The sequence below is a fragment of the Hydrogenophaga sp. SNF1 genome, from assembly GCF_034421675.1.
In the GTDB taxonomy this organism is placed as follows: Bacteria; Pseudomonadota; Gammaproteobacteria; order Burkholderiales; family Burkholderiaceae_C; genus Hydrogenophaga; species Hydrogenophaga borbori.
This window is the reverse complement of the sequence record NZ_CP139793.1, coordinates 14,039-30,226: the sequence shown is the minus strand read 5'-3', so window position 1 is coordinate 30,226 and position 16,188 is coordinate 14,039. Positions and strand designations below refer to the sequence as shown.

At 70.0% G+C, this 16,188-nt stretch carries 14 protein-coding genes; 13 read left to right on the top strand and 1 reads right to left on the bottom strand.

Translation table 11 applies throughout. The features are described from left to right. Nucleotides 1-2: 2 nt before the first annotated feature. The 3 genes from SOM08_RS00130 to hydA are packed head-to-tail and all read left to right on the top strand — an operon-like array spanning nucleotide 3 to nucleotide 3,576. The gene (locus SOM08_RS00130; protein WP_116959187.1) at nucleotides 3-1,388 is read left to right on the top strand and encodes an amidohydrolase family protein; all 1,386 of its coding nucleotides are present in this window, start codon (nucleotides 3-5) and stop codon (nucleotides 1,386-1,388) included. Continuing rightward, nucleotides 1,385-2,131 (top strand): aspartate/glutamate racemase family protein, encoded by a 747-nt coding sequence (locus SOM08_RS00125; protein ID WP_116959190.1) that lies wholly within the window; start codon nucleotides 1,385-1,387, stop codon nucleotides 2,129-2,131. Before SOM08_RS00130 ends, SOM08_RS00125 begins: the two co-directional genes overlap by 4 nt. After that, nucleotides 2,128-3,576 carry a dihydropyrimidinase gene (gene hydA, locus SOM08_RS00120; RefSeq protein WP_322469808.1) on the top strand — a complete coding sequence of 483 codons (1,449 nt, stop codon included), beginning with the start codon at nucleotides 2,128-2,130 and terminating at the stop codon, nucleotides 3,574-3,576. The genes SOM08_RS00125 and hydA overlap by 4 nt, the downstream gene beginning before the upstream one ends. On the opposite strand, the gene SOM08_RS00115 is transcribed toward hydA, so the two are convergent. After that, nucleotides 3,548-4,327: an IclR family transcriptional regulator gene (locus tag SOM08_RS00115; RefSeq protein WP_245980951.1), complete on the bottom strand. Its 780-nt coding sequence runs from the start codon at nucleotides 4,325-4,327 to the stop codon at nucleotides 3,548-3,550. The two genes, hydA and SOM08_RS00115, sit on opposite strands and share 29 nt — an antisense overlap. A gap of 159 nt (nucleotides 4,328-4,486) precedes the next feature. On the opposite strand from SOM08_RS00115, the gene SOM08_RS00110 reads away from it, so the two are divergent. The 10 genes from SOM08_RS00110 (at nucleotide 4,487) to SOM08_RS00065 (ending at nucleotide 16,182) form a co-directional block, all read left to right on the top strand. Then, nucleotides 4,487-6,241, top strand: a complete 1,755-nt coding sequence (locus SOM08_RS00110) for an FAD-dependent oxidoreductase (protein ID WP_322469807.1) — start codon at nucleotides 4,487-4,489, stop codon at nucleotides 6,239-6,241. Nucleotides 6,242-6,250: 9 nt separating this feature from the next. Continuing rightward, entirely contained in the window at nucleotides 6,251-7,030 is a 780-nt protein-coding gene (locus SOM08_RS00105) for a glucose 1-dehydrogenase (RefSeq protein WP_322469806.1), read from the top strand. Between the two features lie 52 nt (nucleotides 7,031-7,082). Next, complete coding sequence (locus SOM08_RS00100; protein ID WP_116959199.1) at nucleotides 7,083-8,276, top strand: ABC transporter substrate-binding protein; 1,194 nt, start codon at nucleotides 7,083-7,085, stop codon at nucleotides 8,274-8,276. Between the two features lie 55 nt (nucleotides 8,277-8,331). Beyond that, entirely contained in the window at nucleotides 8,332-9,255 is a 924-nt protein-coding gene (locus tag SOM08_RS00095; RefSeq protein WP_116959201.1) for a branched-chain amino acid ABC transporter permease, read from the top strand. Then, on the top strand, nucleotides 9,252-11,033 hold the full coding sequence (locus tag SOM08_RS00090) for an ABC transporter permease subunit (protein ID WP_116959203.1): 1,782 nt from the start codon (nucleotides 9,252-9,254) through the stop codon (nucleotides 11,031-11,033). The genes SOM08_RS00095 and SOM08_RS00090 overlap by 4 nt, the downstream gene beginning before the upstream one ends. Before the next feature lie 11 nt (nucleotides 11,034-11,044). Beyond that, complete coding sequence (locus tag SOM08_RS00085; protein ID WP_116959205.1) at nucleotides 11,045-11,755, top strand: ABC transporter ATP-binding protein; 711 nt, start codon at nucleotides 11,045-11,047, stop codon at nucleotides 11,753-11,755. A 26-nt stretch (nucleotides 11,756-11,781) separates the two neighbouring features. After that, complete coding sequence (locus tag SOM08_RS00080; RefSeq protein WP_322469805.1) at nucleotides 11,782-12,471, top strand: EthD family reductase; 690 nt, start codon at nucleotides 11,782-11,784, stop codon at nucleotides 12,469-12,471. A 1-nt stretch (nucleotide 12,472) separates the two neighbouring features. Further along, complete coding sequence (locus SOM08_RS00075) at nucleotides 12,473-13,411, top strand: DMT family transporter (RefSeq protein ID WP_322469804.1); 939 nt, start codon at nucleotides 12,473-12,475, stop codon at nucleotides 13,409-13,411. Nucleotides 13,412-13,631: 220 nt separating this feature from the next. Continuing rightward, nucleotides 13,632-14,945, top strand: coding sequence for an aspartate aminotransferase family protein (locus SOM08_RS00070; RefSeq protein WP_322469803.1), 1,314 nt, complete (start codon nucleotides 13,632-13,634; stop codon nucleotides 14,943-14,945). A gap of 22 nt (nucleotides 14,946-14,967) precedes the next feature. Further along, nucleotides 14,968-16,182, top strand: a complete 1,215-nt coding sequence (locus tag SOM08_RS00065; protein ID WP_322469802.1) for an ABC transporter substrate-binding protein — start codon at nucleotides 14,968-14,970, stop codon at nucleotides 16,180-16,182. Nucleotides 16,183-16,188: the final 6 nt, after the last annotated feature.

The window sequence follows — 16,188 nt, the reverse complement described above, 5'->3', positions numbered from 1 at the left end:
CCATGTCATTGAATGCATCTGCGGCGCCAGGCCCCCTGGACCTGCTGATCACCGGCGCCACCGTGGTGCACACGCGCCCGCAGCTGGAGGTCATCGAAAACGCGGTCATCGGCATCGCCGGCCCGCGCATCGCCTTCGTGGCCGGCGCGGCCGACGCGCCGCGCGTGGCGGCGCGCCGGACCGTCGACCTGCGCGGGCACCTGGTGCTGCCGGGCTTCGTCAACGTGCACACCCACACCATCCTCACCATGGTACGGGGGGTGGCCGAGGACATGGGCTTCGCGCCGGCCTACACGCCCGGCGTGCCGCATGGCCATGAGGTCACGCCGGACGAGGCCGTGGCCCTGGCGCGCCTGGGCGCGCTGGAGGCCCTGATGTTCGGCTCCACCGTCATCAACGACAGCTACGTGCACGCCGACCTGACCCTCCCCGCGATGGCCGACGTGGGCCTGCGCGCCTACGCCTGCGGGCGCATCCACGACGTGGACTTCTCCCGCGTGCACCTGGGCGAGTGGCGGCACGATGAGGCCATCGGCGAGCGCACCCTGGGCGAGGCATTGGCCCTGCACGCGCGCTGGCACGGCGGGCCCGAGGGCCGCACCGGCGTGCACCTCACGCCGCACGCGCCGGACACCTGCTCACAGGGCCTGTTGCGACGGGTCGCCGACCACCGCGAGCGCCACGGCGGCGTGGTCACCACGCACCTGTCGCAAAGCCGCATGGAGAACCAGCGCGTGCAGGAGCGCGATGGCTGCACGCCCTGCGAACTGCTGGAGCGGACCGGCCTGCTTGGCCCCTCGCTGATCGCCGCGCATGGCATGTACATGAGCGAGTCGGACATGCGCCGCGCCGGCGCGGCGCGCATGAACCTCGCGCATGTGCCCAAGGGCAACGCCACCGGCGGGCGCATCGCGCCCACGCGGGCCATGCAGGACGCCGGCATCCGCCTGGCGCTGGCCACCGACAACATGCACGCCGACATGATCGAGGTCATGCGCTGGGCGCTCAACCTCGGCCGCATACAGGCCGGCGGCATCGACGACGGCTGGCAGCCGGCGGACATGCTGCGCATGGCCACCTACAACGGCGCGCACGCCATGGGCCTGGGCGAGCACCTGGGCAGCCTGGAGGCCGGCAAGCTGGCCGACATGGTCTGCGTGGACATGCGCCGCCCGCACCTGGTGCCCAACATCAACCCGCTGGGCAACCTGGTGCACACCGGCCAGGGCCGCGACGTGGCCATGGTGCTGGTGCACGGCGAGATCGTGGTGGAAGGCGGTCGCGCCCTGCGCGTCGACCAAGACAGCATCCTGGCCGACGCCCAACAGGCGGCGGCCGCCTTGTGGGAGCGGGCCCGCGCGCAAGTCGAGCCCCGGAGAAACGCTTGAACATCCTCGTCATCAACCCCAACATTTCGCTCAGCGTCACCGAGCTGATCCACAACGAGGCGCGCCGCGCGGCCCTGCCCGACACGCGCATCACCATGGCCACGGCGCCCTTCGGCGTGGCCTACATCGAGACGCCGGGCGAGGCCGCCGTGGGCGCCTACGCCACGCTGCAGCTGCTGGCGCAGCAGCAGGCCGACCACGACGTGGCCGTCATCGCGGCCTTTGGCGACCCCGGCGTGGCGGCGGCGAAGGAGCTGCTGGACATTCCCGTGGTCGGGCTCACCGAATCGGCGGTGGCGGCGGCCTTCCTGCTGGGCGGGCGCTTCGCCATCGTGGGCATCTCGCAGCGCATTGGCGCCTGGTACGTGCAGACCGTGGAGCAGCTGGGCCTGTCCTCGCGCATGACCGGCTACCGCGGGCTCAAGCAGGGTTTCGCCAGCGTGGGCACGGTGCAGCATGAAGCGCGCGAGGTGCTGCGCGAGATGTGCCTGAGCTGCGTGGAGCAGGACGGCGCCGACAGCATCATCCTGGCCGGCGCGCCGCTGGCCGGCCTGGCGCGCGAGATCGCCGACGACGTGCCCGTGCCCCTGATCGATGGCGTGGGCAGCGCCATCCGCATGGCCGAGGCCCTGGGCCGCGCCGGCTACACACCCCGGCGCAGCGGCGCGATGTCGCCGCCGCCGATGAAGGCGCACCAGGGCCTGCAGGACGGCCTGGCCAGCTTGATCGGGCGCCAGCCATGAGCGATCGTCCGGCCTTCGACCTCGTCGTCCGCAACGCCCGCGTGGCGACCGCCTCGGACAGCTTCGTCAGCGACATCGGCATCCGCGATGGCGTGATTCAGCAACTGGGCCATGGGCTCGCCGCCGGCGCGCGCGAGATCGACGCGGCGGGCCGCGTGGTCACGCCGGGCGGCGTGGACGCGCACTGCCACCTCGACCAGCCCATGGCGCCGCCGGTGCGCATGGCCGACGACTTCGACAGCGGCACGCGCGCCGCGGCCTGCGGTGGCACCACCACCGTCATTCCCTTCGCGGCGCAGGTCAAGGGTCAGTCGCTGCGCGCCGCGGTGGACGACTACCACGCGCGCGCCCAGGGCCGCGCACACATCGACCACGCCTTCCACCTGATCGTGAGCGACCCCACGCCCGAGGTGCTGGGCCGCGAGCTGCCCGAGCTGATCCGCGAGGGCTACACCTCGTTCAAGATCTACATGACCTACGACGACCTCAAGCTCGACGACGGCCAGATCCTGGACGTGCTCGAGGTCGCGCGGCGCCACGACGCCATGGCCATGATCCACGCCGAGAACGCCGACTGCATCGCCTGGCTCACGCGCCGGCTGGAAGCGGCGGGCCGCACCGCGCCGCGCTTTCACGCGCACGCGCGGCCCATGCTGGTGGAGCGCGAGGCCACGCACCGCGCGATCTCGCTGGCCGAGCTGATCGACGTGCCCATTCTCATCGTGCACGTCTCGGGCCGCGAGGCGGTGGAGCAGATCCGCTGGGCGCGCGCCCAGGGCCTGAAGGTGTTCGCCGAGACCTGCCCGCAGTACCTCTTCCTCACCGCCGAGGACCTGGGCATCGACGACAGCTACAAGGGCGCGCGCTGCGTCTGCAGCCCGCCGCCGCGCGACAAGCAGAACCAGCAGGTGATCTGGGACGGCCTGAGCGACGGCCTGTTCACCGTGTTCTCGTCCGACCACGCGCCCTTCCGCTACGACGGCACCGAGGGCAAGAAGCCGAACGGCGAAGAGGTGGCCTTCCAGCACATTCCCAACGGCATTCCCGGCATCGAAACGCGGCTGCCGCTGCTGTACTCGGAGGGCGTGCTGGGCGGGCGCATCACGCTGCAGCGCTTCGTCGAACTCACGGCCACCAACCCGGCCAAGGCCTATGGCCTGCACCCGCGCAAGGGCACCATCGCCATCGGCAGCGACGCCGACCTGGTGATCTGGCACGAGGGCGAGCGCACGGTGCGCAACGCCGCCCTGCACCACGACGTGGACTACACGCCCTACGAGGGCATGGCCTTGCGCGCCTGGCCGGGCGTCACCATCGCCGGCGGCGAGGTGCTGTGGGACGGGCAGGCCTTCCACCCGCGCCGGGGCCAGGGCCGCTACCTGCGGCGCGGGCGGCCCAGCCTGCTGCCGGCCCGGCCTACTTCGCCCCGCCCACCCGCCGCGTGATTTCGGCGGCGCAGGCCAGCAGGGGCTTGGCGATGCGCCCGTTCCACGCGGTGTCGAAGGTGGCCGAGGGGCCCATCACCAGCACGCCGAGCACGATGTGGCCTTCGGCGTCGAACACCGGCGCGCACAGCGCGTCGATGCCCGGGATCGGCTGGCCGAGCGTGCGCGAGAGGCCGTGCTGGCGGATCTCGGCCAGCGTGGGCTCCAGGTCCTGGATGGTGTGCACCGGCTTGGGCGCGGTGCCGTAGTTCGAGCGCGCCAGGTCTTCCGCCAGCAGCCGCTCCACCACCTTGGGCGGCAGGTAGGCCGCGAACAGCCGGCCCGTGGCCGTGTTGGTCAGCGACATCACGGTGCCGGTGCGCAGGTTCACGTGCAGCGGCTGGATGGGTTCTTCCATGCGCACGATGGTCGGCCCCAGGTTGCCCCAGACCACCAGGGCCACGCTCTGCCCCGTGGTGTGCGCCAGCTGCTCCAGCACGGCCGACGCCTCTTTCACCGGGTCCATGCGCTGCAGCTTGATCAGGCCCAGCTGCAGGGCCAGCGGCCCCAGCTCGTACTGCCCGGCATCGTTCTGTGACACGAAGCCCACCTTGAGGAAGCTGACCATGTACGGGTGGGCCTTGCCCGCCGTCATGCCGGCCGCCTTGGCCAGGTCTTTCAGGGCCACCGGGCGCACCTTGCGCGCGAGTTCCAGCAGCAGGGCGCTGCCGATCTCGATCGACTGGATACCTCGACGGCTCTTTTCTTCCATGGGGACGTGGGCGGTGGGGGCGCGGGCAAGTGTATCCATAGGGTTTTCCCTGATCATTTCAAACGGCTACGACCCAATCAGACGAAAAGATATTATCAAACGCATTGACCATAATCAGATGTGGCTTCTAGAATCGCCCCCACTGACAAGGAGCAAGGCATGTCACAGGAGACACAAGCCGTCGACGTACTGGTGATCGGTACCGGCGCATCGGGCATGGCCACGGCCGTCACCGCCGCCGCGCAGGGGCTGCAGGTGCTGGTGGTGGACAAGCAGCCGCAATTCGGCGGTACCACGGCGCGCTCGGGCGGCTGGCTGTGGATCCCCGGCACCCACCTGGCCAAGGAGCAGGGCATCGAGGAGCCGCCCGGCGCGGCCAAGGCCTACCTGAAGCACGAGGCCACCACGCACTACGACGAGCGCCGCGTCGACGCCTTCCTGGAGAACGGCCCCAAGGCCATTGAGTTCTTCACCAGCCAGACGCCGCTGCGCTTTGACCTGCCGCCGGTCTTTCCGGACTACCACGCCGAAGCCCCCGGTGGCCTGCCGGGCGGGCGCTCCATGGTGACCCGGCCCTACGACGGCCGCGAGCTCGGCCCGCGCATCAAGCTGCTGGCGCCGCCGCTGCCCGAGCTCACGGTGTTCGGCATGATGCTGGGCTCGGGCCCCGAGATCCGCCACTTCATGCGCGTCTTCAAGTCGCCCACGTCCTTCTGGTACGTGACCAAGCGGCTGACGCGCCACTTCTTCGACGTGCTGTTCCACGGCCGCGGCATGACGCTGACCAATGGCAACGCGCTTGCGGGCCGCCTGGCCAAGGCCGCCATGGAACGCAACATCCCGGTGTGGTTGTCCTCGCCGGTGAAGCAGCTGCTGGTCGAGGGCGGCGCCGTCACCGGCGCGCTGGTCGAGCGCGAGGGCCGGCCGGTGCGCGTGCTGGCGCGCCGCGGCGTGGTGCTGGCCGCGGGCGGCTTCCCCTACGACGTGGAGCGCCGCCGCCAGCTGTTCCCCCACGCGCCCACGGGCCGCGAGCACTTCTCGCCCTCGCCCTCCACCAACACCGGCGACGGCCTGCGCCTGGCCGAGGCCGTGGGCGGGCGCGTGGACGGCACCATTCCCCACGCCGCCGCGTGGGTGCCCGCCTCCGTCACCACCCGCCAGGACGGCAGCGCGGGCGTCATGCCGCACTTCATCGACCGCGCCAAGCCCGGCGTGATCGCGGTCAACCCCGAGGGCCGGCGCTTCACCAACGAGGGCAACTCGTACCACGACTTCGTGCAGGCCATGGTCAAGACCTGCGAAGGCCAGCCCGAGGTCTTCGCCTGGTTGCTGTGCGACCACAAGGCCTTGCGCAGTTACGGCCTGGGTTGCGTGGCGCCCGCGCCCCTGCCCATCGGCCGCCACCTGCGCAGCGGCTACCTGAAGTCCGGCGCCAGCCTCGCCGAACTGGCCACGAAGCTGGGCATTGCGCCGGCCACGCTGGAGCAGACCGTGGCCGAGTTCAACCGCCACGCGGCGAAGGGCGAGGACCCGGCCTTCGGCAAGGGCAGCAAGGCCTACAACCGCTACCAGGGCGACGCCACGGTCACGCCCAACCCCTGCGTGGCCCCGCTGGAACACGGTCCCTACTACGCCATCAAGCTGGTCATCGGCGACATCGGCACCTTCGCCGGTCTGGTCACCGACGAGAAGACGCGCGTGCTGGACGCGGCGGGACAGCCCATCGCCGGCCTGTACGCGGTGGGCAACGACGCCGCCAGCGTGATGGGCGGCAACTACCCCGGCGCGGGCATCACCCTGGGGCCGGCCATCACCTTCGGCTACATCGCGGGCCAGGAGCTGGCCAAGGCCGCGCCGCTGGCGCCGCCCGCCGCCGCGCCCAGCGCGCGCGAACAACTGGCCCCCGCCGCCTGAGGAGACGCCATGCCCACCTACCCCGACACGCTCGCGCCGCGCCTGCTGCAGGGCCGCCTGGCCTTCGTCACCGGCGCCGGCCAGGGCAACGGCCGGGCCTTCTGCCTGGGCCTGGCGCAGGCCGGCGCGCGCATCGTCGCCACCGACATGAACGCCGTGGCCGTGGAAGAAACCGCGCGCCTGGTGCGCGAGGCCGGCGGCGAGGCCTGGTCCTTCGCGCTGGACGTGACCTCGGCCGAGGCCTGCCGCGAGCTCGCGGCCCGGGTCGCTCGCGAGGTGGGCGCCGTCGACCTGCTGGTGAACAACGCCGGCATCATCATCCGCGAGACCACCGCCAGCCCGCGCGCGGCCGAGAACTTCAAGAAGACCCTCGACGTGAACGTGCACGGCACCTTCAACGTCACGCACGCCTTCCTCGACGCCCTCAAGGCCACGCGCGGCTGCATCGTCAACATGGCCTCCATCGCCGCCTACGCGGGCCAGGGCGCCTCGCTCGGCTACGCGCCCTCCAAGGCGGCCATCAAGCTGCTGACGCAGTCGCTGGCGCAGGAGCTCGCGCCCTTCGGCGTGCGCGTCAACGCGCTGGCGCCGGGCGTCATCGAAACGCCCATGACCGCCGCCACGCGCGAGGACCCGACGCGCCTGCAGGGCTTCATGACGCGCATCCCCATGGGCCGCGTGGGCCAGACCGAGGACCTCGTCGGTCCGATCGTCTTCCTGGCCTCCGACATGTCCCGCTACGTCACCGGCATCACGCTGCCGGTGGATGGCGGTTTCCTCGCGGTGTGACGCCCGCGCCCAGCCACCTTTCCCGCCACCTCACTCGACCACAGGAGACAAGATGAACATCAAGCGTTATTGGGGCGCCGCGCTGTCGGCCATCGCCCTCGCGGCCTTCGCGGGCGGCGCCCAGGCCCAGGACATCAAGCTCGGCTACAACGGCGACCTCTCGGCCTCGCCCTCGGCGCAGAGCGGCCAGGCCGCCGTCATCGGCATGGAGGCGGCCATCGCCGACATCAACGCCGCCGGCGGCGTGCTGGGCAAGAAGCTGACGCTGGTGGTGCGCGACGACGCCTCGGCGCCGCCCAAGTCCATCCAGAACATGACCGACCTGATCGACAACGAGAAGGTCGTCGCCGTGTTCGGCCCCACCAACTCGGGCAACGCCATGGCCTGGAAGCACATCGCCAACCAGAAGAAGGTGCCGGTGATCGGCAACGTGGGCTCGGGCACCGCCATCACCGCGCCCATGGGCTCGGGCGACAACTACATGTTCCGCGTCTCCATGGTCGACCGTGAGCAGGTGGCCGCGCTCATGGCCTACGTGAAGAAGAACAGCGCCGCGAAAAGCGTGGGCCTGATGGCCGAGACCACCGGCTACGGCCAGGGCGGCCTGAAGGACATGCAGGAGCTGGCCGAGAAGCAGGGCATCAAGATCGTCGCCACCGAGCACTTCGGCGTCGGCGACACCGACATGACCTCGCAGCTCAACAAGATGAAGGCCGCCGGCGTGGACACCGTGGTGGTCTGGGCCCAGGGCACGCCCATCGCCCAGCTGGTGCGCAGCATGGAGAAGGTGAACTACTTCCCGCTCACGCTGACCTCCTGGGCGGCGGACAACATCACCTTCTACGACGCCGCCGGCAAGACCCTGGCCGAGAAGCCCATCTTCATGCGCACCGTGAGCGAGGAGAAGACGCCCGCGCAGCAGAAGCTGTACGACCGCATCGGCTCGAAACTGAAGGCCCCGAGCGCCTTCTCCTTCGCGCTGCACGGCTACGACTCGGTGCTGCTCTACGCCGCCGCCGCCAAGCAGGCCAACAGCACCGACGGCCCCGCCGTGCGCGCCGCGCTGGAAGACCTCAAGACCCCGGTGCAAGGCGTGCTCAAGACCTACAACAAGCCCTTCAGCAAAACCGACCGCGAGGCCCTCACCGCCGAGGACTTCGTCTGGATCCGCTGGAAGGACGGCAAGCTGCTGCCCTACAGCGACGCCATCCTGAAATCGCTGACCGCGGCCGACTTCAAGCAGTGAGCGCCCTGGCGATCGGGCCGGTGGCGGTCCGATCGCCTTTCTCCCGGAGACATACATGACAGAAGCGCTCTTGCAGGCGGTTCTCAGCGGGTTGTGCGTGGGCGGTGCCTACGCGCTGGTCGCGCTGGGGTTCAGCGTCACCTTCACGACCACCAAGACCCTCAACTTCTCGCACGGTGAGTTCGTGTCGGCTGGCGCCTTCGTTGGCATGAGCGTGCTGTTCCTGGCCATCGGCAAACCGCTGACGGCCACCAGCTTCGGTGACGCCGAGCCCGGCGCCGCGGCGCAGCTGATGGCCCTGCTTGGCGCCCTGGGCGTCATGGGCCTGCTCGGCTGGCTGCTCTACGCCATCGGCGTGCGGCCCTTCGCCGGGCGCCCCGGCATGGCCTGGGTCATGAGCACCCTGGGTTTCGGCGTCATCCTGCAAAGCATCGGCCTGGCCATCTGGGGCCCCAAGCCCGTGGTGGTGCCCAGCCCCGTGGGCGACCACATCATCCGCTTCATGGGCGTGGGCGTGCGGCCGCAGGAGCTGCTCACGCTGGGCCTGGCCGTGGTCGTGATGATCGGCTTCGACTTCGTCATGAACCGCACCCTGCTCGGCAAGGCCATGCGCGCGGTGGCCGCCAACGGCGCCGTCGCCAGCCTCATGGGCATCAACACCAAGGCGATCATGGTGATCGCCTTCGTCGTCAGCTCCGCGCTCGCGGGGCTCTCGGGCTTCCTGCTGGCCCCCATCGCCCAGGCCTCGCTCTTCATGGGCCTGACCGTCGGCCTCAAGGGCTTCTCGGGCGCCATGATCGGCGGCCTGAGCAACCCGCGCGGCTGCGTCATCGGCGGCTTCGCGCTCGGCGTCATCGAGTCGATGGTGAACCTGTGGCAGGCGCAGTGGCGCGAGGTGGCGATCTTCGCGCTCGTCATCCTGGTGCTGGCCTTCCGCCCGACCGGCCTGTTCGGCGCGCGCACGGTGGAGAAGGTATGAACCGCTTCCCGCACATCGCCGGCGTGCTGCTGGCCGTGGCCCTCGTGGTCGGCCTCACCTTCGCGCTGAACAACGACTACTACCTGCGCATCCTGTTCATGATGGGCGTGTACTACCTGTGCGCGGCCGGCATGAACGTGCTGGTGGGCTACGCGGGCCAGAAGTCGCTGGGCCAGGCCGGCCTGTTCGCGGCCGGCGCCTATGCCGTGGCCTTGCTGACCACACGCACCGAGATCAGCCCCTGGATCGCGCTGGCGCTCGCCGCCGTGGTTTCGGGCGTGTTCGGCGTGCTCGTCGCCCTGCCCTCGCTGCGCGTGAAGGGCCCCTACCTGGCGATGGTGACCCTGGCCTTCGGCATTGTGGTGGAAAAGCTCGTCAGCGAGTGGACCGAGGTGTTCGGCGGCGCGCAGGGCGTCTACGGCATCCGCCCGCTCACCTGGGGCGACAGCCCGCTGAGCACGCAGCAGTGGGTCTGGCTCACGGTCGCGCTGTGCGCCGTCACCCACCTGCTGCTGCGCAACCTGGTGGGCGGGCGCTTCGGCCGCGCCCTGCTCTCGCTGCAGGCCGACGAGATCGCCTCGTCCTCGGTGGGCGTGCGGGTCTACCGCGCCAAGGTCATTGCCTTCGTGGTGGCGGCCGTCACCTGCGGCATCGCGGGCGCGCTGGTGGCGCAGCAGAACCAGTACATCAACTCCGACTTCATCACCTTCCACCTCTCGATCTTCATCCTGCTGCTGGTGCTGTTCGGCGGCGCGGGCTCGCAGTACGGGCCGCTGGTGGGCACGGTGATCCTCACCGCCATCGACGCCGCCCTGGCGCGCTGGCCCGCCGCGCAGCACTTCCTCTACGGCTTCCTGCTGCTGTTCGCGCTGTACGCCATGCCGGGCGGCGTGATGGGACTGTTGAACGCCCTGTTCGCGCGCTGGCGCAAAACGCCCGAGCCGCCGCTCGACAGTCAGCCGCGCGCCTACCGCCCGGCCTCGGGGGACGCCACGGGCGACCTGCTGGTGGTCGAGAACGTGTCCAAGGCCTTCGGTGGCGTCAAGCCCGCGCAGGACGTGAGCTTTCGCCTGCAGCGCGGCCACGTGCACGCGCTGATCGGCCCCAACGGCGCGGGCAAGTCCACCATGATCAACATGGTCACGGGCGTGCTCGACCCCAGCGCGGGCACGATCTGCTTCCTGGGCCAGAACCTGGGGGGCCGGCCCGCGCACGCCATCTGCCAGTTGGGCATGGGCCGCACCTTTCAGAACCTGCGGCTGTTCGCCGAGCTCTCGGTGCTGGACAACGTCAAGCTCGGTCACCACACGCGCATGCGCAACGGCTTCTTCGCCTCGCTGCTGGCCCTGCCATCGGCTCGGCGGGAAGAGGCGCGCACCACCGAACGCGCGCTGCAACTGCTGGCGCTGGTGGACCTGCTGCCCCTGGCCCATTCGCCCGCCGGCAGCCTGCCCTATGGCCTGCAGCGGCGCGTGGAGCTGGCGCGCGCCCTGGCCACCGAACCGCAGCTGCTGCTGCTCGACGAACCCGCGGCCGGCCTCAACCCGCAGGAGACGGCCGAGCTGGGCCAGCTGCTGCTCAAGATCGCGCGCTGCGGCATCTCCATCCTGATGGTGGAGCACCACATGGACCTGGTCATGTCCATCTCCGACCACGTGATCGTGCTCGACTACGGCATCAAGATCGCCGAAGGCAAGCCCGCCGAGATCCAGAACAACCCGCGCGTGATCGAGGCCTACCTCGGCGTCGAGGACGGGGCCGCCGCGGCGGCGGCCTGAGGGAACACCACATGCTCAAGATTCACCAGCTCGAGGTGGCCTACGGCGCCATCCAGGCCGTCAAAGGCGTCAGCCTGGAAGTGAAGGCCGGCGAAGTGATCGCCATCATCGGCGCCAACGGCGCGGGCAAGAGCAGCCTGCTGCGCTGCATCGCCGGCCTGGAGCCGGCCGCCAGCGGCAGCATCCGCATCGCGGACACCGACTGCACACGCCTGGCGCCGCACAAGCGCGTGGGCCTGGGCGTGGCCCTGTCGCCCGAAGGGCGCGGCGTCTTCCCCGACCAGACCGTGCGCGAGAACCTGATGCTCGGCGCCTACGCGCGCCGCCAGGACAAGGCCGGCGTGGCGCGCTCCATCGAGCGCGAGTTCCAGCGCTTCCCGCGCCTGCGCGAACGCCAGGACCAGCTGGCCGGCACGCTCTCGGGCGGCGAGCAGCAGATGCTCGCGATCTCGCGCGCGCTCATGAGCGAGCCGCGCCTGCTGCTGCTCGACGAGCCCTCGCTGGGGCTGGCGCCGCTCATCATCAAGGACATCTTCACGGCCATCCGCCAGCTGCGCGAATCGGGCCTGACCATCCTGCTCGTCGAGCAGATGGCCAAGCAGGCCCTGGGCGTGGCCGACCGCGCCTACGTGCTGGAGACCGGGCGCATCACGCTGCAGGGATCGGGCGCCGAGCTGCTCAACGACCCGAAGGTGAAAGCCGCCTACCTCGGCTCGCATTGAGCGAACCCCATCCGGAGGACCGTCCCATGATCGTGCGAGCGGGTTTGATCAAGAAGCAACCAGGCTGGAGCGACGAGGACTTTCGCCGCCACTGGCGCGGCCACCACGGCGCCCTGGCGGCCCAGCTGCCCGGCCTGCGACGCTACGAGCAGAACCCTGTGGTCGACAGCCTGCAGCGCGGCTTCAGCTACCCGCGCGGCCCGGAACAGCTCGACGGCTTTTCCATGCTCTGGTTCGACAGCGAAGCCGCCATGCGCGAGGCGATGCGCACAGAGGCGGGCCAGGCGCTCATCGCGGACGAGAAACGCTTCATTGCCGACCTGCGCATCGTCACCATTCACCAGCTGGAGGTGATACCGCCGGAGGCGGGCCGCCCGTTGCTCAAGCGCATGTCGCTGCTGCGCCGGCGCGACGACGTCTCGCCGGAGGAGTTTCAGCGCGAGTGGCGGCAGGAGCACGCCCACCTGGTCAAGCGCGTGGCCGGCGTGCGCGGCTACCGGCAAAACCTCATCGTGGGCCGCGAGGCGCCCAAGGGCCACCCGGTGGAGCGCGAGGCCTGGCCCATCGACGGCATCGTCGAGCTCTGGTTCGACGACACCGACTCGCTGGACCGCGCCTTCGCCTCGCCCAAGGGCCAGACCCTGATGGCGCACGCGCGCGAGTTCATCGCCGAGATCACCACCTTCCTGGTCGAGCGCCACGTGGTGGTGGGCTGAGGTGGCCGGCGGCGCGGCGCCCGGGGCGAACGCCAACGCGCGCCTAAACGGCGGCGGCGAGGGCCGGCGCGCCTACGCCCTGCTGCTGGGCGCCATGGCCATCTGGGGCGTCAACCTCTCGGCGGTGAAGGCGCTCACGGGCTCGCTCGACGTGCTGACGGTGGCCGCGGTGCGCATGGTCGTCGCCACGCTCGCGCTCACGGCCCTGCTGTTCCTGCGGCGCGAGCGCCTGCCCGCGCTGAACGTCCGCGCCGTGCTCGCGCTCACCGGCTGCGCGCTGGTCATGGTCTACGGCAACCAGATCCTGTTCTCGGCCGGCCTGGCGCGCAGCACCGCCACCAACGGGGCCCTGATCATGTCGCTGGGGCCGCTGGTGTCGGCCCTGCTTGCCGCCCTGGTGTTCCGCGAAGCCCTGGGCGCGCGCCGCCTGGCGGGCGTGCTGATCGGCTTCGCGGGCGTGGCCCTGGTGGTGCTCAACCGGCCGGGCGCGCAACTGGGCAGCGGCTCCTGGGGCGACGCGCTGATCATCGCCTCGGTGGTGTGCTTCGCCTCGGGCGGCATCGCGGTGCAGCGCCTGTCCCGGGCCTTCACCGCGCTGCAGATCAGCTGGGTGGTGCACGTCATCGGCTCCACGCTGCTGGTGCTGCACGCGGCCCTGTCGCCGGATGCGCGCCTGTCCGACCTGGCCGAGGCCTCGGCGACCACCTGGTCGCTGATCCTGTACTCGGGCGTGCTGGCCACGGGCGTGGCGGCGCTGGTGTGGAACCTGTCCATCGCGCGGCTGGGCATCGCGCGCACGGCGATGGGCTTCTACTGGGTGCCGATCTTCGGCGTGGCCTTCGCGGTGCTGTTCATGGGCGAGGCACTGACGGCGTGGCACGCGCTGGGGCTGGGGAGTGTGATCCTGGGGTCGCGGCTGGGGTTTGCGCGCAGAGGCTGACACGAGGCCGGCGCCGCGTCGGCCCCCGCCAGCGCTTTGAACCCAGGGATTCCACCTGGCCTGGCACAAGATGTGCATACGGATGCATGGCCAGAGCGAAATCAATCCCAGGTTGAGCCCACGAGTTTCAATAATTGAGAACTTTAGGGTGAACTAGGGTAACTACCTGCGCCTTGAATGTGCATGCGCATTCACAATGGCGCACCTTTTTTTGCCCACCATGACCGCACTCCTCAGCTTTCGCCCCACCCCGCTGCCCGTTGCCGTCGGCGCGCGTGGTGCCTACATCTATGACGCCGACGGCCGCGACTATCTGGACGGCTCAGGCGGCGCAATGACCGTCAGCCTGGGCCACGGCGTACCCGAAGTCGTGCAGGCAATCCAGGCCCAGGCCGAGCGGCTGTGCTTTTCGTACCGCACCCAATTCGGCAATGAGCCGGCGCACGAGCTGGCGCAGGCCCTGGTGGAACTGGCCCCGTCCGGCATCGCTCATGCGTTCTTCGTCAACAGCGGCTCTGAGGCCTCGGAGCTGGCCATCCGCTCCTCAATCCAATACTGGCGCGAACGCGGGCAGCCGGCGAAAACCCTGATCCTGGGACGCGAGATCAGCTACCACGGCATGACGATGGGGGCGCTGTCCATGTCCGGCCACACGGCCCGCCGCAGCGACTACGCCAACTTGCTGCACCCCCTGGCCTTGGGCCCCAGCCTGCCCCGCCCCGGTGACGGCGCGGACGCCACCGTGGTGGAGGACCATCGCCGCCAATGGACCGAGGCCATCGGCTCCGTCGGGGCGGACCGCGTGGCGGCGCTGATCGTCGAGCCCATCGTGGGCGCGGCGGGCGGCGCGCTGACGCCGCCACCGGGTTACATGCGCATGCTGCGCGAGGTCTGCGACGCGCAAGGCGTGTTGTTGATTGCCGACGAGGTGATCACCGGCATGGGGCGCACGGGGCGCTGGTTCGCCTGCGACCACGACGGCGTCACGCCCGACGTGATCACCGTCGCCAAAGGCCTCACCAGCGGCTACACGCCCATGGGGGCGGTGTTGTACCGCGATACCGTGGTCGAGGCCATGCGTTCGGGCTCACGCAGCGCGCCCTTCGGGCACACCTTCAGCGGCAATCCCCTGAGCGCCGCCACGGCCCTGGCTGTGGTGCGCTACCTGCGGTCGCATGCGGTACTCGACAACGTGGCCGCCCGGTCGGAGCAGCTGCGCTCGGGCCTGCTGCAGCTTCAGGTTCGCCATCCGCAACTGATGGGCAACGTGCGCGGCCGCGGGCTGTTGCTCGGCTTTGACCTGTTCGACCCCGTGCGCGGGGGGGCGCCCGAGCCCTCGATGAACGCCAACAGCGCGTTCACCGACGACTGCCAGGCCGAAGGCCTGATCGTCTATCCGGCCGGCATCGCCCCGGCCAACCACGCCGCGATCGTCAGTCCGCCGCTCACCATCAGCGCCGAGGACGCCGCCGTCCTGCTGAGCCGGCTGGACGCCGGCTTGCGCCGATTCGCCGCCCGCTTTTCCCCCACCTGAGTGCCATCCAAAGGAGCTTCCCATGTCGAACACACCCCTCAGCCGTCGCGACGTCCTCAAAGCCTTGGCCGCTACCGGCGGCTCGATGATCGGTGGCGTCTCCTGGGCGCAGTCCGCCCAGGGCCCTTTGAACATCGCGGTCATCTCGCAGTTCAGCGGCAACTACGCCACCCTGGGCCCCTCGATCCTGCGCGGCGCCCAGCTCATGGTTGAGGAGCGCGGTGGCACCGTGCTGGGCCGCAAGATCAACCTGTTTCAGCGTGATGACGAAGGCAAGCCAGCCGTGGGCGTTCGCCGCCTCACCGAACTTGTGGAAAACGAGGGCGTGCGCTACTTCCTGGGCAACGCGTCCAGCGCCGTAGGCCTGGCCGAGGCCGACCTGGCCGCGCGCTCCAAGGTGGTGCAATTCGCTGGCGGCGGATCCGACGAGTTCACGGGTGCGCGCTGCAACGACTACACCTTCCAGTGGTCGGCGCACCCCTACACCGCCTGCAGCGCCACCTTGGAATACATCCGCAAGCAGTACCCAAAGGCCAAACGCATCTACACCCTCACTGCCGACTACGCCTTTGGCCATTCGCTGCTGAAGTACACGCAGGCCTTGGCGGGTGGCCTGGGCTTCGAGGTCGTCGCGGGCGACAAGCACCCGGCCGGCGAGCGCCAGTTCACGCAGTACTTCAACAAGGCCTTTGCGGCCAAGCCCGACGTCGTGCTGCTGCTCACCGCTGGTGCCGACTTCCTGGCCGCCGTGCGCCAGCTCCACAGCTTCGGCGCCAAAGACCTGGTGGTGGGGGCGCCTTGGGCGGCCGAGATCGATGACCTCAAAGAGCTCACGCCCGACATGCGCAGCGGTCTGGTGCTGGGCCTGAACTACCACGCGGGCATCGACAACCCCGTGAACAAGGCCTTCGTCGCGCGCGCCACCCAGAAATTCAAAACCCCGCCAACCTATCCCATGGCCATCGGCTACGACGGCTTCCGCACGCTGTTCTTGGCGATGGAGAAGGCCAACAGCGTCGATCCCACGGCGGTGGCCAAGGCCATGGAAGGCTGGCGCTATGACAGCGTGCACGGCAGCACGCTGATCGAGGCGCGCACGCACCAGACCACGCGCCCGTACTACATCGCGCGTTGCAAAGGCCCCGGCGAAATGAAGGGCCCCGACGACATCGCCGAGATCGTGTATGAGGGCAACAAGCCGCAGCCGGCCGAACTCAACGACTGCAAGCGGACTTGAGTCCAG